This is a genomic window from Kluyvera georgiana (assembly GCF_050990895.1).
GTDB lineage: Bacteria > Pseudomonadota > Gammaproteobacteria > Enterobacterales > Enterobacteriaceae > Kluyvera > Kluyvera georgiana.
Map to the genome: position 1 here is coordinate 1,302,954 of NZ_CP158865.1, position 25,407 is coordinate 1,328,360.

Annotated in this window: 23 protein-coding genes; 16 read left to right on the forward strand and 7 right to left on the reverse strand. The window is 56.5% G+C overall.

Annotation, left to right across the window (positions count from 1 at the left end; genetic code table 11):
• Nucleotides 1-71: 71 nt before the first annotated feature.
• The 4 genes from der (at nt 72) to pxpA (ending at nt 4,068) form a co-directional block, all read left to right on the forward strand.
• Complete coding sequence (gene der, locus ABTW00_RS06215; RefSeq protein WP_065355916.1) at nt 72-1,547, forward strand: ribosome biogenesis GTPase Der; 1,476 nt, start codon at nt 72-74, stop codon at nt 1,545-1,547.
• A gap of 211 nt (nt 1,548-1,758) precedes the next feature.
• Complete coding sequence (gene pxpB, locus ABTW00_RS06220) at nt 1,759-2,415, forward strand: 5-oxoprolinase subunit PxpB (RefSeq protein ID WP_433640944.1); 657 nt, start codon at nt 1,759-1,761, stop codon at nt 2,413-2,415.
• Complete coding sequence (gene pxpC, locus ABTW00_RS06225; RefSeq protein WP_065355915.1) at nt 2,409-3,341, forward strand: 5-oxoprolinase subunit PxpC; 933 nt, start codon at nt 2,409-2,411, stop codon at nt 3,339-3,341. The genes pxpB and pxpC overlap by 7 nt, the downstream gene beginning before the upstream one ends.
• Entirely contained in the window at nt 3,331-4,068 is a 738-nt protein-coding gene (gene pxpA, locus ABTW00_RS06230) for a 5-oxoprolinase subunit PxpA (protein WP_433639591.1), read from the forward strand. The genes pxpC and pxpA overlap by 11 nt, the downstream gene beginning before the upstream one ends.
• Before the next feature lie 39 nt (nt 4,069-4,107).
• Here pxpA and ABTW00_RS06235 read toward each other — a convergent pair whose 3' ends face one another.
• Nucleotides 4,108-4,656, reverse strand: a complete 549-nt coding sequence (locus ABTW00_RS06235) for a winged helix DNA-binding protein (RefSeq protein WP_064543561.1) — start codon at nt 4,654-4,656, stop codon at nt 4,108-4,110.
• A gap of 265 nt (nt 4,657-4,921) precedes the next feature.
• On the opposite strand from ABTW00_RS06235, the gene ABTW00_RS06240 reads away from it, so the two are divergent.
• From ABTW00_RS06240 to ABTW00_RS06275, 8 genes are all read left to right on the forward strand, one after another.
• Complete coding sequence (locus tag ABTW00_RS06240) at nt 4,922-5,644, forward strand: DUF969 domain-containing protein (protein ID WP_065355913.1); 723 nt, start codon at nt 4,922-4,924, stop codon at nt 5,642-5,644.
• A complete protein-coding gene (locus ABTW00_RS06245; protein WP_064543565.1) occupies nt 5,641-6,627 on the forward strand; it encodes a DUF979 domain-containing protein in 987 nt (328 codons plus the stop codon). The genes ABTW00_RS06240 and ABTW00_RS06245 overlap by 4 nt, the downstream gene beginning before the upstream one ends.
• A gap of 26 nt (nt 6,628-6,653) precedes the next feature.
• Nucleotides 6,654-7,649, forward strand: coding sequence for a DUF2891 domain-containing protein (locus tag ABTW00_RS06250; protein WP_271447752.1), 996 nt, complete (start codon nt 6,654-6,656; stop codon nt 7,647-7,649).
• Between the two features lie 174 nt (nt 7,650-7,823).
• The gene (locus tag ABTW00_RS06255) at nt 7,824-9,341 is read left to right on the forward strand and encodes an EAL domain-containing protein (RefSeq protein WP_433639596.1); all 1,518 of its coding nucleotides are present in this window, start codon (nt 7,824-7,826) and stop codon (nt 9,339-9,341) included.
• 90 nt (nt 9,342-9,431) lie between these two features.
• Nucleotides 9,432-9,677: a YmjA family protein gene (locus ABTW00_RS06260; RefSeq protein WP_064543572.1), complete on the forward strand. Its 246-nt coding sequence runs from the start codon at nt 9,432-9,434 to the stop codon at nt 9,675-9,677.
• 45 nt (nt 9,678-9,722) lie between these two features.
• Nucleotides 9,723-10,904: a cystathionine beta-lyase gene (gene metC, locus ABTW00_RS06265; protein ID WP_064543573.1), complete on the forward strand. Its 1,182-nt coding sequence runs from the start codon at nt 9,723-9,725 to the stop codon at nt 10,902-10,904.
• Nucleotides 10,905-10,991: 87 nt separating this feature from the next.
• The gene (locus ABTW00_RS06270; protein WP_433639599.1) at nt 10,992-12,083 is read left to right on the forward strand and encodes a Gfo/Idh/MocA family oxidoreductase; all 1,092 of its coding nucleotides are present in this window, start codon (nt 10,992-10,994) and stop codon (nt 12,081-12,083) included.
• Between the two features lie 43 nt (nt 12,084-12,126).
• The gene (locus tag ABTW00_RS06275; protein ID WP_433639602.1) at nt 12,127-12,360 is read left to right on the forward strand and encodes a zinc ribbon domain-containing protein; all 234 of its coding nucleotides are present in this window, start codon (nt 12,127-12,129) and stop codon (nt 12,358-12,360) included.
• Between the two features lie 99 nt (nt 12,361-12,459).
• Here ABTW00_RS06275 and xseA read toward each other — a convergent pair whose 3' ends face one another.
• Entirely contained in the window at nt 12,460-13,839 is a 1,380-nt protein-coding gene (gene xseA, locus ABTW00_RS06280; RefSeq protein ID WP_433639604.1) for an exodeoxyribonuclease VII large subunit, read from the reverse strand.
• Between the two features lie 160 nt (nt 13,840-13,999).
• On the opposite strand from xseA, the gene guaB reads away from it, so the two are divergent.
• Nucleotides 14,000-15,466: an IMP dehydrogenase gene (guaB, locus tag ABTW00_RS06285; RefSeq protein WP_064543580.1), complete on the forward strand. Its 1,467-nt coding sequence runs from the start codon at nt 14,000-14,002 to the stop codon at nt 15,464-15,466.
• A gap of 69 nt (nt 15,467-15,535) precedes the next feature.
• Nucleotides 15,536-17,113, forward strand: coding sequence for a glutamine-hydrolyzing GMP synthase (guaA, locus tag ABTW00_RS06290; RefSeq protein ID WP_433639607.1), 1,578 nt, complete (start codon nt 15,536-15,538; stop codon nt 17,111-17,113).
• 59 nt (nt 17,114-17,172) lie between these two features.
• Here the strand turns inward: guaA and ABTW00_RS06295 are convergent, their stop codons facing one another.
• Both ABTW00_RS06295 and ABTW00_RS06300 read right to left on the reverse strand, forming a co-directional pair.
• Nucleotides 17,173-17,688 (reverse strand): GNAT family N-acetyltransferase, encoded by a 516-nt coding sequence (locus tag ABTW00_RS06295; protein WP_065355906.1) that lies wholly within the window; start codon nt 17,686-17,688, stop codon nt 17,173-17,175.
• Nucleotides 17,689-17,693: 5 nt separating this feature from the next.
• On the reverse strand, nt 17,694-18,887 hold the full coding sequence (locus ABTW00_RS06300; protein WP_433639609.1) for an MFS transporter: 1,194 nt from the start codon (nt 18,885-18,887) through the stop codon (nt 17,694-17,696).
• Between the two features lie 97 nt (nt 18,888-18,984).
• Between ABTW00_RS06300 and ABTW00_RS06305 the strand changes: the two genes are divergently transcribed.
• Nucleotides 18,985-19,878, forward strand: coding sequence for a LysR family transcriptional regulator (locus ABTW00_RS06305; RefSeq protein WP_433639611.1), 894 nt, complete (start codon nt 18,985-18,987; stop codon nt 19,876-19,878).
• Here the strand turns inward: ABTW00_RS06305 and mscS are convergent.
• Together mscS and ABTW00_RS06315 are read right to left on the reverse strand one after the other, a co-directional pair.
• Nucleotides 19,875-20,753: a small-conductance mechanosensitive channel MscS gene (gene mscS, locus ABTW00_RS06310; protein WP_433639613.1), complete on the reverse strand. Its 879-nt coding sequence runs from the start codon at nt 20,751-20,753 to the stop codon at nt 19,875-19,877. The genes ABTW00_RS06305 and mscS overlap by 4 nt on opposite strands.
• Before the next feature lie 315 nt (nt 20,754-21,068).
• The gene (locus ABTW00_RS06315; protein WP_074416780.1) at nt 21,069-21,272 is read right to left on the reverse strand and encodes a YfgG family protein; all 204 of its coding nucleotides are present in this window, start codon (nt 21,270-21,272) and stop codon (nt 21,069-21,071) included.
• 351 nt (nt 21,273-21,623) lie between these two features.
• Between ABTW00_RS06315 and ABTW00_RS06320 the strand changes: the two genes are divergently transcribed.
• The gene (locus tag ABTW00_RS06320; RefSeq protein WP_433639615.1) at nt 21,624-23,906 is read left to right on the forward strand and encodes an EAL domain-containing protein; all 2,283 of its coding nucleotides are present in this window, start codon (nt 21,624-21,626) and stop codon (nt 23,904-23,906) included.
• Here the strand turns inward: ABTW00_RS06320 and ppx are convergent.
• The gene (gene ppx / locus ABTW00_RS06325) at nt 23,859-25,406 is read right to left on the reverse strand and encodes an exopolyphosphatase (protein ID WP_065355901.1); all 1,548 of its coding nucleotides are present in this window, start codon (nt 25,404-25,406) and stop codon (nt 23,859-23,861) included. The two genes, ABTW00_RS06320 and ppx, sit on opposite strands and share 48 nt — an antisense overlap.
• Nucleotide 25,407: the final 1 nt, after the last annotated feature.

Consider the following 25,407-nt stretch of genomic DNA (forward strand, 5'->3'; position numbering starts at 1 on the left):
CTCTATTGGCGGCTCCTGTTTAATCAGGGGCCGTTTGCTATTTTTAGATTTTGAGTAAATGAGGCTTTAACATGGTACCTGTGGTCGCGCTTGTCGGGCGCCCTAATGTTGGAAAATCCACGCTCTTTAACCGCCTGACGCGCACTCGTGATGCGCTGGTTGCGGATTTCCCGGGTCTGACTCGTGACCGTAAGTACGGTCGTGCTGAAGTTGAAGGGCGTGAATTTATCTGTATCGATACCGGCGGTATCGATGGCACGGAAGAAGGCGTGGAAACGCGCATGGCGGAACAGTCGCTGCTGGCGATTGAAGAAGCCGACGTCGTGCTGTTTATGGTTGATGCGCGCGCCGGGCTGATGCCGGCGGACCAGGCCATCGCTAACCATCTGCGCGCGCGTGAAAAACCGACTTTCCTGGTGGCTAATAAAACTGACGGTATCGATCCGGATCAGGCCGTCGCCGATTTCTGGTCGCTGGGCCTCGGTGACATTCACCCGATCGCTGCCTCTCATGGCCGTGGCGTGACCACGTTGCTGGAGCAGGTGTTGCTGCCGTTCGTGGATGACGTTAATCCGCCAGAAGAGGTGGACGAAGATGCGGAGTACTGGGCGCAGTTTGAGGCGGAAAATGGCGAAGGAGAAGAAGAGCCGGAAGACGACTTCAATCCGCAGGATCTGCCGATTAAAATCGCGATCGTTGGCCGCCCGAACGTAGGTAAGTCAACGCTAACTAACCGTATCCTCGGCGAAGACCGCGTGGTGGTCTATGACATGCCGGGCACCACCCGTGACAGCATCTATATCCCGATGGAGCGCGATGAGCGTGAATATGTGCTCATCGACACCGCCGGGGTACGTAAGCGCGGTAAAGTGACCGATACGGTAGAGAAATTCTCGGTTATCAAAACGCTGCAGGCCATTGAAGACGCGAACGTCTGCCTGCTGGTGATTGATGCGCGTGAAGGCATTTCCGATCAGGATCTGTCTCTGCTGGGCTTTATCCTCAATAGTGGGCGCTCACTGGTCATCGTCGTCAACAAGTGGGACGGCCTGAGCATGGAAGTGAAAGAGCAGGTGAAAGAGACCCTCGACTACCGTCTGGGCTTTATCGACTTTGCGCGCGTGCACTTCATCTCTGCGCTGCACGGCAGCGGTGTTGGTAACCTGTTTGAATCTATTCGTGAAGCTTATGACAGCTCCACCCGCCGCGTGGGTACCGCGATGCTGACCCGCATCATGACCATGGCGTCTGAAGACCACCAGCCGCCGCTGGTGCGCGGTCGCCGCGTGAAGCTGAAATACGCCCACGCCGGTGGCTATAACCCGCCGATTGTGGTGATTCACGGTAACCAGGTAAAAGACCTGCCGGATTCTTACAAGCGCTATCTGATGAACTACTTCCGCAAATCGCTGGACGTGATGGGCACGCCTATCCGCATTCAGTTCAAGGAAGGCGAGAACCCGTATGCCAACAAGCGCAATACCTTGACGCCGACCCAGATGCGTAAACGTAAGCGTTTGATTAAACACATTAAGAAAAGCAAGTAAGCGTTCACGTTAAGCGTAAATTTGCCGAATACTCCGGGCCCGCATGATGCGGGCTTTTTTATTGCCCGTCGTTCAGATAACCAGATTCGTTCGTACAGATCCAAACTGAAGACATTGACACATTTGCATTATTGCTGAATTGTAAATGGAAATGGTGGCCGACTTTAACATCCGTCGGCCTCTGCAACCCAGCATGAGCAAAGGTGAAAACGTGCAGCGAGCGCGGTGTTATCTATTAGGAGAAAGCGCGGTGGTTCTGGAGCTGGAACCGCCGCTGACGCTGGAAAGCCAGCAACGGATTTGGGGGCTGGCACAGCGTCTGGCGGGGGTGCCCGAAGTGGTGGAAGTGATTCCGGGAATGAACAACATCACCGTGATGCTTCGCAACCCGGCGTCGCTGGCGCTGGATGCCATCGAGCGTTTACAGCGCTGGTGGGAAGAGAGCGAAGCGGTGACTCTGGACTCGCGGCAAATAGAGATTCCGGTGATTTATGGCGGTGAGCACGGCCCTGATTTAGCGGAGGTGGCGCGGCATACTGGCCTGAGTGAACAGCAGGTTGTTGAACGCCACGCGTCAGCGGACTACATCACCTACTTTATCGGCTTCCAGCCTGGTTTCCCCTATCTTGGCGGCCTGCCAACCGAACTGGCGACGCCGCGACGGGCGGAACCGCGTCTTGCCGTACCCGCGGGATCGGTGGGAATTGGCGGCAGTCAGACGGGGATCTATCCGCTGCCGACCCCCGGTGGCTGGCAAATCATTGGCCGCACCGATTTGCGCCTGTTCGACCCACAGCGAGAGCCAGCCACGCTATTGCAGCCCGGTGACCGGGTCCGTTTTGTGCCGTCTAAGGAGGGCGTGTGTTAGAGATTATTCGCGCAGGGATGAGTACCACCTTGCAGGACGGCGGGCGACACGGCCTTCGACAGTCGGGGATTAGCCGCTGCGGGGCGATGGATTCTGCGGCATTGCGCATTGCTAATCTGCTGGTCGGTAACGCCGCCGATAGCGCCGTACTGGAAATCACGCTGGGGCAGTGTGCCTTTGTTTTTCATCGCGACGGCTGGTTTGCTCTTGCGGGCGCGGACTGCGCGGCCACCCTCGACGGTCAGCCGGTGTGGTCCGGCTGGCGTTGGCCGGTGCGCGCGGGCCAGCGCCTCAAGCTGGCGTTGCCAAAACGCGGTATGCGCAGCTATCTGGCAGTGGCCGGTGGTTTCGATGTGCCTTGCATGATGGGCTCTTACAGTACCGACTTAAAGGCCGGATTTGGTGGTTTTGAGGGGAGAAGCCTGCAAGAGGGCGATCGCCTGCCGCTGCGCCCGACAACGCGTGAATTCCGCCAGCGTCGCGGGGTACGCCAGTTGCAGTGGGGCAACCGCGTGCGAGCTTTACCGGGGCCGGAATACCATGAGTTTTCCGCCGCCGCGCATGAGTCCTTCTGGCGCGCGCCATGGAAGCTCAGCCCGCAGAGCAATCGCATGGGCTACCGCATGCAAGGCCAGACGCTGGAGCGTACAGAGTCTCGGGAGATGTTTTCCCACGGCCTGCTACCCGGCGTGGTACAGGTGCCGCATAACGGACAACCGATTGTACTGATGAACGACGCGCAAACGACCGGCGGCTACCCGCGCATTGCCTGCGTGATTGAGGCGGACATGTACAATCTGGCGCAAATCCGACTCGGTGAAACGGTTCACTTTGACCTTTGCACGCTGGAAGAGGCGCTGGCGGCGCGAGCCCAGCAGCAGCGTTATTTTGCACAACTGGAATGGCGGTTGAACGATGAAGATTGACCTGAACGCCGATCTCGGCGAAGGCTGTGAGAACGACAGCGCGCTGATGCCGCTGATTACGTCAGCCAACATAGCCTGTGGATTCCATGCCGGTGACGCGCAGACCATGCGCCAAAGCGTACTGCTGGCGCTGAAGTATGGCGTGGCGATTGGCGCGCACCCGAGCTTTCCCGATCGGGAAAACTTTGGCCGTACTGCGATGCAGCTAGCGCCTGACGTGGTCTATGCGCAGATGCTGTATCAGATTGGCGCGCTGGCGGCGATCGCCCGCGCGGAAGGCGGCGCGCTAACGCACGTTAAACCTCACGGCATGTTGTACAACCAGGCGGCGAAAGAGCCGCTGCTGGCGGATGCTATTGCCCGAGCCGTGCACAATGTTGAACCGTCGCTTGTCCTGGTGGGGTTAGCCGGTAGCGAGCTCATTCGCGCAGGTATACATCATGGGCTGACTACTCGGGAAGAGGTGTTTGCCGATCGCGGCTATCTGGCGGACGGCTCGCTGGTGCCGCGCAGCGAGCCCGGCGCGCTGATTCACGATGAAGATGAGGCGGTGGCCCGCACGCTGGAAATGGTGCTGAACCGCCGGGTGATGAGCCGCGATGGCGTCTGGGCAGAGGTGAATGCCCAGACGGTGTGTCTGCACGGTGACGGCCCACAGGCGCTGGCGTTTGCCCGTCGGCTGCGCGAAGCGTTCGACGCCCGGCAGATTGCCGTAAGCGCCGACTGAGTTTCCTTCGCTCGTCGTCCGTCTCCGGCGAGCGCCTTGCTACAGCGACGCCGCCGCCCGCGCGGCGGTGTCGTACAGCGACGAGATGGTCCGCAGCAACTGGGCGGTCTCGCCAATCGAGTGTCCCGGAATACCGCTCTCCACCTGAATCGAAATCAGACACGCTTCACGCACGTCGCGGTATTTCATGCACAGCGCTTTCCCTTCTTCCGTGGTGTAGAAATAGAGCTCCTTACCCACTTTCTCACTGGTCACGTACCCCGCTTTGACCAGCTTTTTCAGCGCATAGGTCACCACGTGGGTATCTTCTACGTTCAGCACAAAGCAGATGTCGACCAGCTTCTTTTTGCGATCGCGGTGGTTCACGTGATGCAGGAGCGACACATCAAATGCCCCCATATCCGGCTCGCCCGCTGCGGTCATACAGCGCACCATCCATTTATTGAACGCGTTACTGGTCATGATCAGCGCGTATTCCAGCTCTGATAATTCCGCACAGCGCTCGGAAATCAGATGGCGCGAGGAGACGATCCGGCTTTCGTTGATATCGTTATTTGTGGCAGGTGTGGCCGATTTTTTCGAGGTCATAACTGTCCTTACGCAATTGTGACTATTCGCAAAGAATGTAAATGAAAAGAGATAGTATAAGAACGTTTTATTGATAAATTGTTTACATATTATCACCGTTCGGATATAGATTTTTGATACAGACCGATGACGCATACGTAGATTTACGCGGTCTGATGACACAACACAACATCGTTCGCCGCAATGCCGCACGCTTCACCTTGAGGTGACGCGATAAAAAAGAGCCTTCGGCGTGCAACGCACACTTTGGATAGGGTAAACGTTTATGGACGGTACGACACTGATGCCGCTTATCGGGATTCCGGTGGTGGTAATTGGCTTTGCGCTGCGCTTTAACCCGCTGCTGGTGGTGGTTGTCGCCGGTCTGGCGACCGGACTGCTGGTCGGCATGGATTTCGGCATGCTGCTGGAAACCTTCGGCGAAAAGTTTGTGAATAGCCGCTCGCTGGCGACTTTCATTCTGATTCTGCCGGTGATTGGCCTGCTGGAATACTACGGTCTGAAGGAGCGCGCGCAGGCCTGGGTGGCAAAAATTGCCAGCGCCACCTCGGCGCGTATTTTGATGCTCTACTTTGTGGCGCGTGAAGGTACGGCCGCGCTGGGCCTGATGTCGCTGGGCGGTCATGCACAAACCGTACGTCCGCTGCTGGCGCCGATGGCGGAAGGGGCGGCGTTAAATGAATACGGCGAACTGCCGCAGCACATCCGCGATAAAATCAAAGCGCACGCCGCCGCCTGCGACAACATTGCCGTCTTTTTCGGTGAAGATATTTTTATCGCCTTCGGCGCGGTGCTGCTGATTGACGCCTTCCTCAAAGAGAACGGGATTAGCGGGATTGAACCGCTGCATATTGGCCTGTGGGCTATTCCGACCGCCATTTCCGCGCTGATTATCCACATGATTCGCCTGCTGCGTCTGGACGCCAGCATTCGCCGTGACGTGATGGCGTGGCGCAACGCCCAGAGCACGAAGGCGGTGACGCCATGAGTACACTTATCACCATCAACCGTGTTTACTACCTGATCGGTTTTGTCGTGATGCTGCTGGTTATCATGACGCTACGCGACCGCGGCAACCCGAAACGTTTTACTACCGCGCTATTTTGGTTTCTGTTCGGCGGGATTTTCCTGTTTGGCGATCTGATGGTCCAGGAGTTAGGGAAATCGCTGGCTTATCGCATTATCGGCGGGGCGGTAATTGTCATCGCGCTGTTGGCGGGCTGCGGGTTAGTTGGCAAAGGCGAATACAAAATGTCGAGCGAAAGCGAGCGCGTTGCCTCGTCCAACAGACTGAAAAACTGGCTCTTCTTACCAGCATTGATGATTCCTGTCGTGACGGTCATCGGCACGCTGTTCCTGAAAGGCGTATCGATTGGCGGTGTCTACCTGCTTGACCAGAAACAGCTGACGCTGGCGGCACTGTGCGTGGCCTGCGTGGCGGCCATTCTGACCGGCTGGTGGTTGACGCGCGGTACGCCGCTGCATGCCATTCGTCAGTCTCGCCGTCTGGTGGACACCATCGGTTGGGCGGTGATTCTGCCGCAGATGCTGGCCATGCTGGGCGGCGTATTTGTGGTCGCGGATACCGGCGAATCGGTGCAGAAGGTGGTGAGCCTGTTTGTGAACCCGGATAACCGCTTTATGTTGGTGGTGATTTACTGCGTCGGCATGGCGCTGTTTACCATGATCATGGGCAACGCGTTTGCCGCGTTCCCGGTACTCAGCGCCGGTATTGCGCTGCCGTTCCTGATTCATCTTCACCACGGTAACCCGGCGCCGCTGCTGGCGATTGGGATGTATGCCGGTTACTGCGGCACGCTGATGACGCCGATGGCCGCCAACTTCAATATCGTGCCCGCGGCGCTGCTTGAGCTGAAAGATAAGTATCAGGTGATTAAGGTTCAGATCCCCACGGCGCTGCCGCTGCTGGTGGTGAACGTCTTTTTAATGTACTTCCTCGTGTTTCGCTAAGCGCGGTGACTTTTTCAGGAGCTGTTATGGAATTAACGCAACATCAGGCTGACGCTTTTGCCCGTATGCCTTTGACCTATTTGCGCCAGGAATATCCAAACCACATCATGCATCTGCTGAATGATGATGGCGACGTTCTGCCGCCCCGCGCGCTGCACCCGGTATTTTATGGCTGCTTCGACTGGCACTCGGCGGTGCACGGTTACTGGCTGCTGCTGCGCTGTGTGCGCCTTTATCCGCAACTGCCGTGCCGCGATGAAATCATCGCGTTGTTTGACGAGCACCTCACCGAGGAAAACGTCGCGCAGGAGCTGGCCTATTTTACCGCGCCGTTCCGTGCCTCGTTTGAGCGTCCTTACGGCTACGGCTGGCTGCTGGCGTTGGCGCAGGAGCTAAAACAGGCTTCTCTGCCACAGGCGGCGCGTTGGTTTGCGACGCTTGAGCCGCTGACGCAGGATATTCGCTGCCGTCTTATCGACTATCTCAGCAAGCTGACCTACCCGATTCGCGTCGGGACGCACTACAACACCGCTTTCGCGCTGGCGCTGGGGCTTGACTACGCTCGAGCGCTGGCCGATAAACCGCTGGAGACGGCCATTCTCAATGCGGCTAACCGTTTTTACTTCGCCGATACGCACTACCCGGCGCACTATGAACCGGGCGGCGACGAATATATTTCGGGCGCGCTAACGGAAGCGCTGCTGATGAGCAAAGTGGCGGGGAATTTCCCGGCGTGGTTCGATGCCTTCCTGCCGGAAGTGGCATCGGTATCGGCGCTGATGAGCCCAGCAGAAGTGAGCGACCGTACCGACCCGAAAATTGCCCATCTGGACGGCCTGAATCTCAGCCGCGCCTGGTGTATGAAACATATCGCCCGTGCTTTGCCGCAAGACCATGCGGCGCAGCAAGCGCTGGGCGATGCCGTGGCGCGCCATCTCTCCGCCAGCGTTGAGCATGTGGTTGGTAGCCACTACAGCGGCGGCCACTGGCTGGCGAGTTTCGCATTGTTGGCCCTGGAGTAAGCTTCTTAAAGTACTCCGGTGTCGCCGGGGTACCTTTTCCCATCAAGGGAAATGGCAAAATGTTATTGGGCTAATGGCGATTTCTGCTCCTCTCGACCATCCTTTCTTTATTCGCGTACTTGCGCGATTCCATATCCGCCGCCAGAAATACATCTCTTTGCCCAGGACATGATAATGCGTAACGCGCTTCTTCCTGTCATTGCCGCCGTGTGCCTGTTTCTGGCCGGTGTTGTTATTTTGAATACCCAGCTGTGGTACTCCTCTCGCGCGGAAAGTCTGGGCGGTGCCCGATATGCCGCCAATAATATTAACCTTATTCTCGATGAAGCTTTCCGGGCAACCCGCGTTGCCATCAATATTGCGGCCAAGGGATGTAATATTGATGGGCAATACCAGCTCGGCACGGAAGCGGCCTTGCAGCCACATTTGCGCACGATTGTTATCGTTAAGAATGGTACGGTCTGGTGCTCATCGCTACCGGGAAACCGTATTTTACTCTCGCAAATTCCGCCGATGGAGGCGCGCAAGCTGCTGTTGGTTCCTGCTCGCGAGACGTCGAATGGGCAGCCGATCCTTATCTATAGCACCCAGTTAGCCGCCAGTCGCATCCTGGTCACCATTAGCGATCGGCATATTCGCGGCGCGCTGAATGTCCCTCTGAAAGGCGTGCATTTTGCCTTACGGGTAGGGGAGTCGACGATTGGAATGTCTGGCGACGTGGTGAACGGAAACGCCCGTTATAGCGGACGAATCAGCTCAATAAAATATCCCTTCAGTATTGTCTACAATCAGCCGCCGTTATTTAGCCTTCAGCGTATGATTACTCGCGGACTGGGTATCCTGCTTTTTCTTGGATTGATCTCTATCGTTACGGCTTATGTGCTGGATAAATATCTGACCAAAGAGATGACGCCGGAAGAGATGCTGCGTCGGGCGATAGCCAACGGTGAAATCGTCCCTTTTTACCAGATGGTGGTGAACGGTAGAGAGGGGACGCTGCGCGGCGTTGAGGTACTGGCCCGCTGGAAACACCCGCGTGCGGGCTATATTTCTCCGGCGTCGTTTATTCCGGTGGCGGAAAAATCGGGGCTGATTGTGCCGCTGACGCGCAGCCTGATGGCGCAGGTCGTGGACAATATGAACGCCATCGAAAGCAAACTTCCGGAGGGTTTTCATGTCGGTATTAACTTTAGCGCGTCGCATATCGCCAAGCCGGATTTTGTCGGGGAGTGTCTGCGCTTTAAAGAACGTTTCCACCGCAAGGATCTCAACCTGGTGCTTGAAGTGACGGAACGCGAGCCGCTGCACGTGGATGAAGATTTGGTACAGACGCTGAACACGCTACACGAGAACGGTTTTGTTATCGCTCTTGATGATTTCGGTACCGGATACTCGGGATTGTCTTATCTGCATGATTTACATATTGATTATATTAAAATTGATCAAAGCTTTGTCGCTCGCGTGAATGCGGATCCGGACTCGACGCGCATTCTGGACTGCGTGTTGGACCTGGCCCGCAAGCTCTCCCTGAGCATCGTGGCTGAAGGTGTCGAAACCAAAGAACAACTCGACTATCTCAACAAAAACGACATTACGTTCCAGCAGGGTTACTATTTTTATAAGCCGGTGAAATTCACTGAATTGATCAAAATTCTGCTGTCTAAACCGAAAGTGAAGGTGATTGTTGAGTAATTCGCCGTGCGTATGAAAACGCACGTTGACCTGATAGCGCGTAACGTAGGATAGTCACCGTTTTGCCCGTCTTTATTCCAGGAGCTGTCTATGACGCACGAAATCCCGCTGAAATTTTATGACATCGTCGACGAATACTCGACCGAAGCCGCGCAGGCGGTGAACGACGCCGAGCGTGATGCGCTGGCACACTATTTCCAACTGCTGATTACCCGCTTGATGAACAACGAAGAGATCAGCGAAGAAGCGCAACAAGAGATGGCCGCTGAGGCGGGCATTAAAGAACAGCGCATTGATGATATTGCGGAATTCCTCAATCAATGGGGTAATGAATAGCACAATTTCTCGTTGGCACGGCCGCTGAAAAGTACGAGGTAAATTATGGGTCATCATTCTCCATCCGATTTTAATATCAGCACGCAAATTACCCAGCTAGGCCGGGATACTTCCCGTCAGGCAGGGTTTGTTAATGCGCCGATTTATCGCGGATCTACGGTGGTCTTTCCGACGGTTGACGATCTTGAACATAACCGCGCCGAATTTAATTACGGCACGATGGGGACGCCGACCATCGCCAGCCTCGAGAACGCCTGGAGCGTGCTGGCCGGTGCCGCCGGGACCGTACTGTCACCATCCGGGCTGGGGGCTATTTCACTGGCTCTGCTGACAACGCTGAAAGCGGGCGATCACCTGCTGATGCCCGATAGCGTTTATCGACCGACCCGCAATTTCTGCGCCGGTATGCTGGCCAAAATGGGCATTGAGACCACCTATTACGACCCGCTGATTGGCGCGGAAATAGCCTCGCTTTTTCGCGCGAACACCACCACGCTGTTCCTGGAATCGCCCGGCTCGCAGAGCTTTGAGATTCAGGATGTTCCGGCGATGACCCAGGCGGCGAAAAAACAGGGGATCGCCACCATTATCGACAATACCTGGGCGACGCCGATTTTCTTCCGTGCCCATGAACACGGTTGCGATCTCTCGCTTGAGGCGGGGACTAAATATCTCGGCGGCCATTCTGACCTGCTGATGGGGCTGGTGTCAGCCAATGACGCCTGGTGGCCGCGGCTGCGTAAAACCTACGATCTGATGGCCATGCTGCCCGGCGCGGAAGACTGCTTCCTGGCCCTGCGCGGGCTGCGCACGATGCATCTGCGCCTGAAAGAGGCTGAACAGCGCGGTCTGGAGATGGCGCATTGGCTACAGGCGCGTCCGGAAGTGCTGAGGGTTCTGCACCCGGCGCTGCCGGAATGCCCGGGGCACGAGATCTGGAAGCGTGATTTCACCGGCTCATCCGGGCTGTTTTCGCTGGTGCTTAAGCCCGAATTCACCAAAGCGGGGGTGGCGAATATGTTGGATCATATGCGTATTTTCGCCATGGGTTATTCGTGGGGTGGTTTTGAAAGCCTGATTATCCCGTTCAACTGCGCCGATTACCGCACCGCGACTACCTGGCAGCCCGGCGGCCTGACGCTGCGCATCCAGATGGGGCTGGAAGATATGGACGATTTGAAAACCGATCTGGCAGCTGGCTTTGACCGTTTACGCGCGGTGCGCTAAACCCAATAAGCCATCGCGGACACGTTTCTGTGATGGCGCTTCACGCATAATGCCTGCCGTATTGTTTTTCTTCATGAGTCGAATGCTATGAATATTGGTTTTATCGGCCTCGGGTCGGTGGTTGAAACCGCCTATTTGCCTGCGCTAAAAGCGCTGTCGCTGCCGGTGACCCAGATTTGCGGCTATGACCGCAATCCGCTGCGTGTGCTACCGGGTGTGACGGCCTATGAATCGCTTGCCGCACTGCTGGTGCAGCCCATCGACACGCTGTTTATTACCACCGTTTCGCTGGCGCATCTGCCGGTGCTTGAACAAGCGCTGCGTTCGCCGATTCCGCGCATTGTGGTGGAGAAGCCGATCGCCGCCACGCTGGAGCAGCTTACCGCACTGCGCCAGTTGCTTTCGGTGCCGGATAACGCGCGGCGCGTGCTGGCGCTGGATCACTGGATGGCCCGTGACGGCGTGCTGTGTCTGGCACAGGGGCGAATGGATGACCGCTGGCAGCCTGAAGATGGCGCGGTAATTGACCGCCCGGTGGTCACCTCGCTGGACGATATTGTCAGCATCGACGGCTTTCTGCTGGAGCCAAGCGGCTATAACGCCGCGGGTGAACCTATCGCGCTGAATTTTGCCACCGGGCAACCGGATAGCCGCCAGCTGCGCCACCCGGACGGGGTGATTGTCGATATTGGTACCCACGTACTGGCGATGATGCGTGAGACGGTGCGCTATCTCGGCGGCAGCGATGACATTGTGCTGCGCGCTGAGCGAGTCAGGGACCGATTAGGGCGGCCCATTGCGCTGGGCGATATCGAAACGGCAGAGGGTGAGGCTCATCTGGTCGGCACGCTGGGTGGGATTGCGGTCAACCTGTGGTTGAATAAATACGCCGGGCCGGGCGTTGAACGTAAGGGGATCCGCATTACCTTGCGCGACGGGCGAGTGATAAGCCAGAACCGTAGCCCCGAGGGCGAGCGCGCTGAGCTCATTTGCGGCGATTCCGTTCTCGGCTGGACGCGTCGCGGCGCAATTTATGCCCACTGTCTGGGCGAGCAGATTCTGGGCGCGCAAAGTTTGTATTCCCGTGCGCCGCAGGAAGTGGCGAAGCTCACGGCGCGGCGTATTGGCGAGGTCGAGGCGCTGCTGCAGATTCAGCAGCGGTTACGCGGGACGCACTGAGACGTGATAAAATGGCGGCACAATACGATGTTAAGGAGTCGCCATGGAATTCATCTGCCCAACCTGTCAGGCCTCGCTGGAGGTGCAGGGCCAACAGGCGCACTGCGCGCACTGTGATAAAACCTTTACCCTCGAGCCACGCTGCCCCGAGTGCCATAAGCCGCTGGAAGTGTTAAAAGCCTGCGGCGCGGTGGATTTCTTCTGCCAGAACGGCCACGGGATGATCTCGAAAAAGCGGGTTGAGTGGGTCTCTGGTAGCGAATCTGCGGGCCAGTAGCGCTGTTGCCGGGTGGCGGCGATGCCTTGCCCGGCCTACACCTTTGCCACTCTTATATCCGCTGGATAAGCGAAGCGTCAGGCGCGTCTTTAATGTCGATCATTCAGGCCGTTTTTGACGTGCGCGCGTTTTCTTCACCGGCGTCACCGTTTTAATTTCGCTCTCGACCCAGCCGTCTGCCAGCCGGGTCGTCAGCATCTCACCGGCTTTTGCCTGCTTCGCCTGTTTCAACACCTTGCCATCGCTGGCGGTGGTGACGCTATAGCCGCGCGCCAACGTCGCCAGCGGGCTGACGGCTTCCAGATGCGTGACCGCATTGCCAAAGCGTTCGCGCTGTTCGCTGAGGCGTGCGCGAATGGATTCGGCCAGGCGATATTCCATCTGCTGGATACGCGACTGGGCGCGATGAATACGCGGCTGCGGATTCTGCTGGTTCAGACGTTGCAGCATGCGCTGCTGGCGCTGATTGGCCTGTTTGATCTGGCTTTCCAACGCGCTGCTCATACGCTGACGCAGCCGTTCCAGTGAAGTTTGTTGACGCGCCAGACGCAGCTGCGGGTGCTGCTGCTGTAGGCGATGGGACATCTGAGTAAAACGGCGGCTGCGGTTGGCGAGGTAGTAGTCCATCGCCATGCCCAAACGCTGTTGGGCGGATTGAATCTGGCGCAGCAGTTCCTGCTGGTTACGGCTGACGATTTCCGCCGCCGCCGACGGCGTCGGCGCGCGCAGGTCGCCGACAAAATCGGCGATAGTGACATCGGTTTCGTGGCCAACGGCGCTAACCACCGGAATGCGGCTGGCAAAAATAGCGCGCGCCACGCGTTCGTCGTTAAAGCTCCATAAATCTTCCAGCGAGCCGCCGCCGCGCCCGACGATTAACACGTCGCACTCGCCGCGCGCGTTGGCCAGTTCAAGGGCGCGCACGATCTGCCCCGGCGCATCGTCGCCCTGTACCGCGGTAGGGTAGATAACTACCGGCAGCGAGGGATCGCGGCGTTTAAGAACGTGGAGAATATCGTGCAGCGCCGCGCCGGTTTTCGAGGTAATCACCCCGACACAGTGGGCCGGGGAGGGCAGCGGCTGCTTATATTGCTGATCGAACAACCCTTCAGCCTGCAGTTTGGCTTTCAGCTGTTCATATTTCTGCTGTAATAGCCCTTCGCCCGCGGGCTGCATGCTTTCGACGATAATCTGGTAATCGCCGCGCGGCTCGTACAGCGTGATGTTGGCGCGTACCAGCACCTGCTGTCCGTGCTGTGGGCGGAACGTCACCCGGCGGTTGCTGTTGCGGAACATTGCGCAGCGCACCTGGGCGTTATCGTCTTTTAAGGTGAAGTACCAGTGGCCGGAAGAGGGCTGGGTAAAATTGGAGATCTCGCCGCTAATCCACACCTGGCCCATCTCTTTTTCGAGCAGTAGACGCACCGACTGGTTAAGACGGCTAACGGTAAAAATTGCGGGGCTTTGTGAGGATAACATGTGAGCGGGATCAAATTCTAAATCAGCAGGTTATTCAGTCGATAGTAACCTGCTAACGAGCGAGTGCAAGCATTTTATGCAAAAAAGTGTGGATGCAATCGCTTACGCTCTGTATAATGCCGCGGCAATATTTAATAACCTCCCAGGTGAGATATTGCCCATGCTACGTATCGCAAAAGAAGCCCTGACGTTTGACGACGTCCTCCTCGTTCCCGCTCATTCTACCGTTCTGCCGAACACGGCTGACCTTAGCACTCAGCTGACCAAAACCATTCGTCTGAACATTCCTATGCTCTCTGCGGCAATGGACACCGTGACTGAAGCGCGCCTGGCGATTGCCCTGGCACAGGAAGGCGGCATTGGTTTTATCCACAAAAACATGTCTATCGAGCGCCAGGCGGAAGAAGTTCGTCGCGTGAAGAAACACGAATCCGGCGTGGTCACCGACCCACAGACCGTGCTGCCAACCACCACGCTGGCGGAAGTGAAAGAGCTGACTGAGCGCAACGGCTTCGCGGGCTATCCGGTTGTGACCGAAGACAATGAACTGGTAGGTATCATCACCGGTCGTGACGTGCGTTTCGTCACCGACCTGAGCCAGCCGGTGAGCGTCTACATGACCCCGAAAGATCGTCTGGTGACCGTTCGCGAAGGCGAAGCGCGTGATGTGGTGTTCGCTAAAATGCACGAACGTCGCGTCGAAAAAGCGCTGGTGGTTGACGATAGCTTCCACCTGCTGGGCATGATCACCGTTAAAGACTTCAAAAAAGCCGAACGTAAACCGAACGCCTGTAAAGATGAGAAAGGTCGTCTGCGCGTTGGTGCCGCAGTGGGCGCGGGCGCGGGCAACGAAGAGCGCGTTGATGCGCTGGTTGCCGCGGGCGTTGACGTCCTGCTGATCGACTCCTCTCACGGCCACTCCGAAGGCGTGCTGCAGCGTATCCGTGAAACCCGAGCTAAATATCCTGACCTGCAAATCATCGGCGGTAACGTTGCGACTGGCGCTGGCGCTCGCGCACTCGCCGAAGCCGGTTGCAGCGCGGTGAAAGTCGGTATCGGCCCTGGCTCCATCTGTACAACTCGTATCGTGACCGGCGTGGGCGTTCCGCAGATCACTGCCGTTTCTGACGCGGTTGAAGCGCTGGAAGGTACCGGTATTCCGGTTATCGCCGACGGCGGTATCCGTTTCTCCGGCGACATCGCTAAAGCGATTGCCGCTGGCGCCGCTGCCGTGATGGTGGGCTCTATGCTGGCCGGTACCGAAGAATCCCCGGGCGAAATCGAACTCTACCAGGGCCGTTCTTACAAATCCTACCGCGGTATGGGTTCTCTGGGCGCGATGTCCAAAGGCTCCTCCGACCGTTACTTCCAGAGCGACAACGCCGCTGACAAACTGGTGCCGGAAGGTATCGAAGGCCGCGTAGCGTATAAAGGCCGCCTGAAAGAGATCATTCACCAGCAGATGGGGGGCTTGCGTTCCTGTATGGGTCTGACCGGTTGTGGTACCATCGACCTGCTGCGTACGAAGGCTGAATTCGTGCGTATCAGCGGTGCGGGTATCCAGGAAAGCCACGTTCACGACGTGACCATCACCAAAGAGTCCCCGAACTATCGCATGGGCTCCTGATAAGTTTCCGCGCCCGGTTTTAAACCGGGCGTTTTGTTATTGTTTCACTTGCCTCGGAATTATCGTCAAATGACAGACAATATTCATAAACATCGCATTCTCATCCTCGATTTCGGATCGCAGTACACCCAGCTGGTCGCGCGTCGCGTACGTGAACTGGGCGTCTACTGTGAACTGTGGGCATGGGATGTTACTGAAGCACAAATCCGTGAGTTTAACCCGAGCGGCATCATCCTCTCCGGCGGCCCGGAAAGCACCACCGAAGCAAACAGCCCGCGCGCGCCTGAGTACGTCTTCAACGCCGGTGTGCCGGTCTTCGGCGTCTGCTACGGTATGCAGACCATGGCAATGCAGCTGGGCGGCCACGTTGAAGGTTCTAACGAGCGTGAATTCGGCTACGCTCAGGTTGAGGTACAGACCGACAGCGCGCTGATTCGCGGTATCGAAGATTCTCTGACCGCCGACGGCAAACCGCTGCTCGACGTATGGATGAGTCACGGCGACAAAGTGACCGCGATCCCGGAAGGTTTCGTCACCGTTGCCAGCACCGAGACCTGCCCGTTCGCCATTATGGCGCACGAAGAAAAACGCTTCTACGGCGTGCAGTTCCACCCGGAAGTTACCCACACCCGTCAGGGTATGCGCATGCTGGAGCGCTTCGTACGCGATATCTGCCAGTGTGAAGCGCTGTGGACCCCGGCTAAAATCATCGACGACGCCGTTGCGCGTATTCGCGAGCAGGTTGGCGAAGACAAAGTTATTCTGGGCCTGTCCGGCGGCGTGGACTCTTCCGTCACCGCGATGCTGCTGCACCGCGCCATCGGTAAAAACCTGACCTGCGTGTTTGTGGACAACGGTCTGCTGCGTCTGAACGAAGCCCAGCAGGTGATGGATATGTTCGGCGACCACTTCGGCCTGAACATCGTTCACGTGGAAGGCGAGCAGCGCTTCCTGGAAGCGCTGAAAGGCGAGAACGATCCGGAAGCCAAACGTAAGATCATCGGCCGTGTGTTCGTGGAAGTGTTCGACGAAGAAGCGCTGAAGCTGGAAGACGTGAAATGGCTGGCGCAGGGGACTATCTACCCTGACGTAATCGAATCTGCGGCGTCTGCCACCGGTAAAGCACACGTCATCAAATCTCACCACAACGTGGGCGGCCTGCCGAAAGAGATGAAGATGGGGCTGGTTGAGCCGCTGCGTGAGCTGTTCAAAGACGAAGTGCGCAAAATCGGTCTGGAACTGGGCCTGCCGTACGACATGCTGTACCGTCATCCGTTCCCGGGCCCGGGTCTCGGCGTTCGCGTGCTGGGCGAAGTGAAGAAAGAGTACTGCGACCTGCTGCGTCGTGCGGACGCTATCTTCATTGAAGAGCTGCACAAAGCTGACCTGTACAACAAAGTCAGCCAGGCGTTTACCGTGTTCCTGCCGGTACGTTCCGTTGGCGTGATGGGTGATGGCCGTAAATATGACTGGGTTGTTTCCCTGCGTGCGGTCGAAACCATCGACTTTATGACCGCGCACTGGGCGCACCTGCCGTATGACTTCTTAGGCCGCGTCTCTAACCGCATTATCAACGAAGTGAACGGCATTTCCCGCGTGGTGTATGACATCAGCGGTAAGCCGCCAGCAACGATCGAGTGGGAATAATTTCCCCTCTCCGTTAGCATGTAAAACCCTCTGTCAGGCAGAGGGTTTTTTTATGCCGTTTAGCCACGTAGACGATGATACAGCAAACTCGGCTCTGCTCCCGTCACGTCGTCAATCTCTCTGAGCAGCGTCAGCCCGCACTTCAGCAATACCTTCTGCGATGCCAGATGGTTTTTGCGTACGATACCGACGACCTCCTCAAGTTTTAATATCGTAAACGCATACTCCACCGCCGCAAGGGCAAACTCCGTAGCCAGCCCTTTTCCCCACGCTTCGGGCGCAAAGCGGTAGCCCAGGTTATTCACCGCACCGAAGGGATATTCGACAATGCGTAGCCCACCAAAACCGATAATCTGTTCGGGGGCATCCCGCAGGCTGAACGCCCAGTTGCCGAAGCCGTGAGCATCGCGATGTTCAAGCCACCCCGTCAGGATGCGGTGAGAGTGTTCGATATCCGGATGTGGGCCAGCAGGGTTAAAGGTGTTGGTCGCGGGATCGCCGTAGATGCGGTAAAGCGCGTCAAGATCGGTCGCCGCCACCGGGCGGAGGATCAGGCGCTCGGTTTGCAGGTGCATGGGAGTTATCCTTGTCGTGAAGCGTGTTGATCGTTGTTTTTTGTTATGCGAGCAGTCTGGCACAGCGCAATGGTCACCGCCAGCCCTGCGGCTATCACAGCCAGTGCCGCGGATACGGTAAGGCTTCCCTGCATACCCAGCGTCTGATTGAGCCAGGCGTAGGCAAGCGGCGAGGCGGCGGCCAGCAGTTGGGCCGGGATCAGCAATACGCCAGTGCGGCGGGCATAGTCTTCAGCGGCAAAGAGTTGAAGTGGCAGCGTGGCCTTGAATACCGTGGTCAGGCCATTGATTGCGCCGTATCCGAGAACAAACCCTCCGGCGGCCCAGCCAATATGCGTGCTGCCTATACCCAATGCAAAGCACAGCGGTATGAAAAATACCGTGAGCAGCGTCAGCCTGATGGGGGTTAACGCTGAGCCGGAGGCGACTTCAAGAAAGCGCGCGCCGGTCTGCCCGACGCCCCATAGAATACCCACGGCGATGGGGAGAGCGTGGGCGGCGATAAACTCCGGCAGATGTGTAGAGGTGCCGTTAGAGATAAAGGTCACGATGGCAATCAGTGCAGCGTAAAGCCAGCCAATATGCCCGTTGCGGGAGAGGGGAGCGGTGGGGCTGCGTGGGCTCACTGGCGGCAGTTTTTGGTTGGGCATTGGAATGAGAATCAGGGCGCTAAGAAACCCGAGCAGACTGTACACCAGCAGCGCGTGTCGCCAGTCGATTATCGTGAGTAATGCACTGCCCAGCGGCCAGAATAGCGCGGAGGCTAGCCCGCCGGCTAAGGTGACGCGTGAAATGGTCGCTCTGGCTCGCTGGCCGTAGAGATTCACCAGCGCGGCAAACAGACCGTCGTAAAGTGCCAGCCGCATCCCGACGCCGGTCAGTATCCAGGCGCAGTACCAGCCCGGCAAGGTGCGTATGAGCGACATTAAGAGACAGCCTATCGCCATCAGCATTGTGCCACTCACCACCACGCGCTGACCGCCAAAATGCGCCAGCAGGCGGGCGACCCAAGGTGAAAGTAGCGCCATCACCAGCATGGCCAGCGTCAGGCCGAAATAGATATGCGTCGCTGCCCAGCCGGTCTCTTGCGTAATCGCGCGGGCGAAGGTGCCAGGCATATAAAATGAGATCCCCCAGTTAATCAGCTGGTTGCCTCCAGCGGCAAGGGTAACAGAAAGAGGGGCGGCGGGTGTTTTCATTATATTCTCGTCAGTTATGCAGTTGCTGGCAGCATAACGCTCAGGCTATTGTGCTGGCAGAGCCCTCCGTTTATGACCCTGATAAGAGAAACTTTGCATGACGACGCTGAATCTGGGATATCTGGCAACCTTCCGCCTGGTGGTGCAGCGCGGCAGCTTTTCGGCGGCGGCTGATGCGCTGGGTATCTCTCAGCCTGCAGTGAGTCTTCAGGTTCGCCAGCTTGAACAGTTCTTACAGACAAGGTTGATTGAACGTACCGGGCGCGGCGTGAAGGCGACGGCGGCAGGAATGGCGCTGCTGCTGCACGGCGAGCGGATTGAACAGGCGGTGAATGAAGCCGTGCAGTCGGTAAGCGAATGCAGCGAGCAGGTGAGCGGCCAGATTTCGTTGGGCACCGGGGCTACGGCGTGCATTCATCTGCTGCCGCCGATGCTGCAGGAACTGCGTGAGCGTTACCCGCGGCTGACGGTGGGGGTGACCACCGGCAATACCCCGGATATCGTGCGGGCGATAGAAGAGAATCGGCTCGATTTGGGGCTGGTCACCTTGCCCGCGAGCGGGCGCAGTCTGGAGGTTATGGCGGTTCAACGAGAGGAATTTGTGCTGATTATTGCTGCAACGCAACGGACGTCAATGGCAACGCCCGCCGCGTTGCGGGATCTACCGCTTATCGCGTTCGAGCAAGGAAGCGGCACGCGTAGCCTGATTGATGGCTGGTTCCAACGAGCAGGCTTAGACGTCCGGCCGGTGATGCAATTGGGCAGTATTGAAGCGATAAAGCGCATGGTGGCCGCCGGCCTGGGTTACAGCATTATTCCGCGTATGGCGGTTGAGGCGCCTCGTGACCGGGAAGGGTTACATGTCTGCTCGCTGGCACCGCTGCTGCACCGCCAGCTGGCGGTGGTGATGCGCCACGATAAGATCCTCAGTAAAGGAATTGCTGAGTTAGTAAAGCTGTTGCAAAGGACACCCGCGTGCCCTCGGGATTAATCAACCAGCTGTAGCTGCGGGTGCGCTGGCGCGGTCACGTTCTCCACGCGAATATCCATCTGTGGATAAGGCAGGTCGATATGATTGGCGTCCAGCGCCTCTTTGATGTTTTCCAGCATATCGTAATAGGTGTCCCAGTAATCCGCATTGCGTACCCACACTCGCACATAAAAGTTCAGCGATGAGGCGCCCAGCTCGCCCAGACGGACGGTGACGCCGCGCTGGCGGTCAATTCGCGAGTCTTTTTCAATCAGCTGATTGATGACGCGTTTGACGTCAGCAATGCGGCTCTGGTAACCCACGCCAATCACCAGGTCGATACGGCGGAACGGATGGCGGGAGTAGTTGATGATGTTGTCTGCGATAATCTTGCCGTTGGGGATCACCACTTCTTTGCTATCGCCGGTCAGCAGCGTGGTGGAGAAAATGTGCACCTTCTCTACCGTACCGGTCATAGCGCCAATCTGTACTACTTCGCCGGCGCGGAAAGGGCGCAGGGAAACCAGCAACACGCCCGCGGCAAAGTTGGAGAGCGAGCCCTGAAGCGCCAGGCCGACGGCCAGGCCTGCAGCGCCGATAACGGCGATGATCGATGAGGTTTCGATCCCCACGCGGCCCAGCGCGGCAACGACGGAGAAAGCCAGCGTAATGTAGCGTACCAGCGCGGTGAAAAACTGGACGATAGTGATATCGACTCTACGCTTGAGCAGTAGCTTCTCCAGCCCGCGGGACAGCAGGCGTGAGATGGCTTTACCGACAAATAACAGGATAATAGCTGCAACGACATTCCAGCCAAATTGAATAACCGCATCGCTGTGGCCCGCCATCCATTCAACGGCATTTTTTATTTTTGGAAATAAGGTAAAACCGGTCATCACAAGCCCTGCCTGGTTAAAAATAATGGCGAAAAAATCAAATGAAGATATATAAAATATCTATATATTTGTTTTTATATATCTGAGGTGTATGGGTTAGCGATTATTTGCGCAGTTATTGTCTTTTTTCTGCCCATTTATCAAGAGTATAAAAAACAGCGCGAATGTTGCGGCGAAGCGAAAATAAAATTTTGTGTATTCGTGCGAGAAACGTTTTTTTGCCCAATTTGCCACAGGATATGACCAATCATGCAGATCCCTTACCGGATGGTTAAACGGGACGCTTAGCCATTCGGTAAGGAATCTTTCGGGGGATTAACGATCGTTGGTTTGTGCGGGGGGAGTCTGTTGCGACAGGCTGCTCTGCTGGGATTCTTTTTTGTCCTGGTGGTGATGCCACGCACCGATGGAGGAGTAGACGAAGCGTCCGAAGAAGAAGAGGAAACTGATAAGCAGTACGATCCGGGTCATTCGACTGTTAAATCGGTGTCGTTTTCGTAGGCTGGTAACCTGGCTCACAAAGGGGTCCTTTAGCAATACCCATAGACGGGCGATTTGTACATTAAGGCACAGAGTGGCGCACGGGTCAATTGAGATGAATGTAAAAAACCGTCAAATAAAACATTAATTAATGTTATATAAGATATTATACGTATTCACAAAGATAAATTAATAATTAGATGAACGGCAAAGAAAACGAAATTATTGTTTTTATGTACGCGGTTTCTTGACTCACATCAAACTTCATTCGTAACCGATAACTAAAATTCTCGCTATACCCGCGCATTACCTTCTTTCGCGGACGTTTAAGCCAGGTTGGATGCCTGTCTGAAAATACCCAGCAGGATTTGGGGTATCTATAGAGCATCTATGAATTTCTGTAAAATATATAAGCAATATCGCGATTGCTGGTGGGGCCTTCCGCTGATATTGCCACTTCTGATATTGCCAATAATTAGACTTGCTAATACGTACACCTATGTTGGCGGCGGCAAGACCTACCTTTATTATCTGCCAATGCCGTTTCTGCTGTGTATGATGCTGTTTTTCGGCTGGAAAGCACTGCCTGGATTGATTATCGGTATTGGCTGCTATCTTACGCGCGATCTGCATGTGGTTGAAGAAATGGGCATCACGCTACAGTTTCTGATTCCTACGCTGGTGGCATGGGGCGGCTATCAGTATTTCAACAGCGGGCGTAAAATGGTGTCGCATGGCGACACGCGGCTCATGGCACAGCGGTTGTTCTGGCAGATGTTTATCCCTGCCACGCTGTTTATGCTGCTGATCCAATTTACGTTGTATATTGGTATATACCCGAGTTTCAGCGATGTACAGTGGACCTCGCCGCTGACCCAGCGCAATCTGATCAACTACCAATCGCTGCTGATGGGCTACCTGACCGGCGTGCCGCTGTGTTATTTGCTGATTAGGTTAATCCGCAACCCTTATTATATTCGCGCTTTTATTTCTCAGGTGCGCCTGGACTTTGATCCAAAAGTGAAGTGGCCGGAAATGATAGTCTGGAGCGGCTTCGTGCTGGGGATTTTCTCCATGCTGATGATGCCGCTGGACAGTGGCAGCACCATTTTCAGTACCAACTATACCATCTCTTTGCTGCTGCCCATCATGCTGTGGGGATCGATGCGCTTCGGTTACCGCTTTATTTCGGTGGTCTGGACGCTACTGCTGATTGTGGCGATTCACTACCATTATCACTACGTGCCACACACCGCAGGTTACAGCGTACAGCTGGCAATTACCTCGTCCAGCTTCCTGGTATTCTCGTTTATCATTGCTTATATGGCCATGCTCTCAAGCCGTCAGCGGGCTATCCACGAGCGGGTACGGCGGATGGCCTTTATCGATCCCGTGGTCAATCTGCCCAACATGCGCGCCTTGAATCGGGCAATAAGCAAAGCGCCATGGTCGGTACTGTGTTTCCTGCGTATGCCGGATCTCGAGGTCCTTACCCGGCACTACGGGATTATGCTGCGTATCAACTACAAGCAGAATCTGGCGGAGTACCTGAGCGAGGTGCTCCGCCCTGGCGAAGGGGTGTATCAGCTGACCGGCAGCGACCTTGCAGTACAGCTGCATACGGAATCCTACAAAGAGCGTATTGAAGATCTCTATGCGCGTCTGAAAATGTTCCGCTATAGCTGGAACGGTATGCCGTTACAACCGCAGATTGGCCTCAGCTACTGCTACATTCAATCGCCAGTATCACACCTTTCGCTGATGCTGGGGGAGCTGAATACGGTAGCCGAGCTGTCTCTGGTGACCGACCGCCCGGAAAATCTCCAGCGGCGCGGCGCGCAGCATTTGCAGCAGGAACTGAAGGACAAAATCGCCATGATGGTTCGCGTTCAGCAGGCGCTGGAGAACGACCGTTTCCGCCTGATGGCGCAGCCGATCGTCGGTATTCGCGGCGATGATTATCACGAAGTGCTGTTGCGTATGCTGGGCGATGATGATGAGTTGATCTCGCCAACGCTGTTCCTGCCGGTCGCCCACGAATTTGGTATGGCTTCGCGTATCGACCTGTGGGTACTGGAAAATACGCTGCGCTTTATGGCCAGCTGTCGGGCGACCAACCCCGGTATGCGTCTGGCGCTGAACCTCGCGCCATCAACGGCAAGCGGGCTAGGCTTTTCCCAACAGGTGGCGCTATTGCTGGAAGAGCATGGCATCGAAGCATGGCAGTTGGTCTTTGAAATTACTGAAAGTCATTCGTTGGTCAATGTGGAACAGGCTCGTCGCACGCTTCGAGAGCTACAGGAACTGGGCTGCCGGGTGGCAATAGATGATTTTGGTACCGGATACGCCAGCTACGCCAGGCTTAAGCATATCAGCGCTGATATCCTCAAAATTGACGGCAGTTTTATCCGCAATATTGCGACCAGCAGTATGGACTATCAGATAGTGTCGTCGATTTGCCATCTGGCGCGGATGAAGAAAATGCGCGTGGTGGCGGAATATGTGGAAAGCGAAGAGATTCGTCAGGCGGCAATTGCGCTGGGTATTGATTATCTGCAGGGTTATAGCATCGGTAGGCCAGCTCCCCTTGAGGAGCTGGCGGCTGCGGAGTGTGAAAGCGTTGAATCAGGCCGCGACAACCTCGTCGGGCGCACGCTCCTCGGTGATTTTTAACAACCAGCCGGTGACGCTCTCCCAGTACTCCTGCTCTTTTTCCAAATCGAGCAGCACCAGCGCGTTCTGGGTAAACCAGTCGTGCGGGAAGCAGAGCGTCCAGTGGTTGGCTTCGGTCGTGAGCTTCAGCGTCGGCGGCGTAGTGGTTGCCTGACGCTGGTTGTTCAGCAGCACGCCCAGGCGCAGCAGCTGGATCATCGGCAGGAACTGTTTCTTCTTAAACAGCGTGAAGCGCGGCAGCTCGTCGAGCTTAATGGCTTTACGATGGAAGCGCACCAGCGTCGCCATCAGATATTGCTGCTCCTGGTTGAAGCCCGGCAGATCGCTGTTTTGCAGAATGTAGGCCGAGTGGCGATGCATACCGCTGTGGTTAATATTTAGCCCCACTTCGTGCAGCATCGATGCCCATTTGAGCAGCGCGTTCAGCTGCGGGTTACCCAGCTTCGGGTTCTGCTCCAGCCACTGATCGTACATTTGCATGGTGGTTTCGAGCACGCGCTGGGCCTGCTCGCGGTCGATGTTGTACTGGTTTGCCAGGCTTTGCGCGGTGCGGCTACGCACGTCCTGATGGCGGAAGCGGCCTTCCATCTCATACAGCACGCCTTCGCGCAGCGCGCCGTCAGACAGGCGCAGCTCTTTAATCGCCAGCGCGTCGAACACGCCACAGAGAATCGCCAGCCCCGGAACAAAGACCCCTTTACGCTCTTCGGACAGGCCTGGCAAACTCAGGCTGCTGAAGTTTTTAAACTTCAGCACCTCTTCAACCAGCTTTTCCAGCCGCTCAGGGGTGATAAAACCGTCTTTCTCGCCCATTTCGAGCAGCACTTCGTGCGCGGCCTTGATGGTGCCGGAAGCGCCCATCGCCACGCTCCAGCCCTGAATACGGAACTGCCACGCGAGGGTTTCCAGCTTTTGTACCGCCGCCAGGCGGGCGCGCTGGAAGTTCTCGCGATTGATGGTTCCTGCCAGGAAGAACTGCTGCCCGAAGCTCACGCAACCCATGCGGCGGCTTTCTACCAGCTTGGGTTCGAAATCTTCGCCAATCACCAGCTCCGTTGAGCCGCCGCCGATGTCGATGACCAGCTTGCGGCCCTTTTCCGGCTGCGTGTGTTCGACGCCCATGAAAATCAGACGGGCTTCTTCATTCCCGGAGATGATTTCAATCGGGTAGGGGATCACTTTTTCCGCGCGCTTGAGAAACTCGGTCGCATTGGCGGCCTGACGTAACGAGTGCGTGCCCACGATACAGACGCTGGAAGGGGAGAAGCCCTGTAGTCGCTCGGCAAACAGCGACAGGCAGCTTAACCCGCGTTCCATGGCCTCTTCGCTCAGCATGTTGTTCTCATCCAGACCATCGGCCAGATGAACGCGCTGTTTCAGGCGGCCGATGATCTGCATCGCGCCGTCGACGACGCGCGCAATGACCATGTGAAAACTGTTCGAACCAAGATCAACCGCCGCAAACTCCTGCGGCCGGGGTGCTTTGCTTTTTATTGGCATA

Bases quoted from the DNA above. Each gene is read 5' to 3' on its own strand.
- der (WP_065355916.1), top strand. From the start codon at position 72: ATGGTACCTGTGGTCGCGCTTGTCGGGCGCCCTAATGTTGGAAAATCC.
- pxpA (WP_433639591.1), top strand. From the start codon at position 3,331: ATGAAGATTGACCTGAACGCCGATCTCGGCGAAGGCTGTGAGAACGAC.
- ABTW00_RS06235 (WP_064543561.1), bottom strand. From the start codon at position 4,656: ATGACCTCGAAAAAATCGGCCACACCTGCCACAAATAACGATATCAAC.
- ABTW00_RS06240 (WP_065355913.1), top strand. From the start codon at position 4,922: ATGGACGGTACGACACTGATGCCGCTTATCGGGATTCCGGTGGTGGTA.
- ABTW00_RS06245 (WP_064543565.1), top strand. From the start codon at position 5,641: ATGAGTACACTTATCACCATCAACCGTGTTTACTACCTGATCGGTTTT.
- ABTW00_RS06250 (WP_271447752.1), top strand. From the start codon at position 6,654: ATGGAATTAACGCAACATCAGGCTGACGCTTTTGCCCGTATGCCTTTG.
- ABTW00_RS06255 (WP_433639596.1), top strand. From the start codon at position 7,824: ATGCGTAACGCGCTTCTTCCTGTCATTGCCGCCGTGTGCCTGTTTCTG.
- ABTW00_RS06260 (WP_064543572.1), top strand. From the start codon at position 9,432: ATGACGCACGAAATCCCGCTGAAATTTTATGACATCGTCGACGAATAC.
- metC (WP_064543573.1), top strand. From the start codon at position 9,723: ATGGGTCATCATTCTCCATCCGATTTTAATATCAGCACGCAAATTACC.
- ABTW00_RS06270 (WP_433639599.1), top strand. From the start codon at position 10,992: ATGAATATTGGTTTTATCGGCCTCGGGTCGGTGGTTGAAACCGCCTAT.
- ABTW00_RS06275 (WP_433639602.1), top strand. From the start codon at position 12,127: ATGGAATTCATCTGCCCAACCTGTCAGGCCTCGCTGGAGGTGCAGGGC.
- xseA (WP_433639604.1), bottom strand. From the start codon at position 13,839: ATGTTATCCTCACAAAGCCCCGCAATTTTTACCGTTAGCCGTCTTAAC.
- guaB (WP_064543580.1), top strand. From the start codon at position 14,000: ATGCTACGTATCGCAAAAGAAGCCCTGACGTTTGACGACGTCCTCCTC.
- guaA (WP_433639607.1), top strand. From the start codon at position 15,536: ATGACAGACAATATTCATAAACATCGCATTCTCATCCTCGATTTCGGA.
- ABTW00_RS06295 (WP_065355906.1), bottom strand. From the start codon at position 17,688: ATGCACCTGCAAACCGAGCGCCTGATCCTCCGCCCGGTGGCGGCGACC.
- ABTW00_RS06300 (WP_433639609.1), bottom strand. From the start codon at position 18,887: ATGAAAACACCCGCCGCCCCTCTTTCTGTTACCCTTGCCGCTGGAGGC.
- ABTW00_RS06305 (WP_433639611.1), top strand. From the start codon at position 18,985: ATGACGACGCTGAATCTGGGATATCTGGCAACCTTCCGCCTGGTGGTG.
- mscS (WP_433639613.1), bottom strand. From the start codon at position 20,753: ATGACCGGTTTTACCTTATTTCCAAAAATAAAAAATGCCGTTGAATGG.
- ABTW00_RS06320 (WP_433639615.1), top strand. From the start codon at position 21,624: ATGAATTTCTGTAAAATATATAAGCAATATCGCGATTGCTGGTGGGGC.
- ppx (WP_065355901.1), bottom strand. From the start codon at position 25,406: ATGCCAATAAAAAGCAAAGCACCCCGGCCGCAGGAGTTTGCGGCGGTT.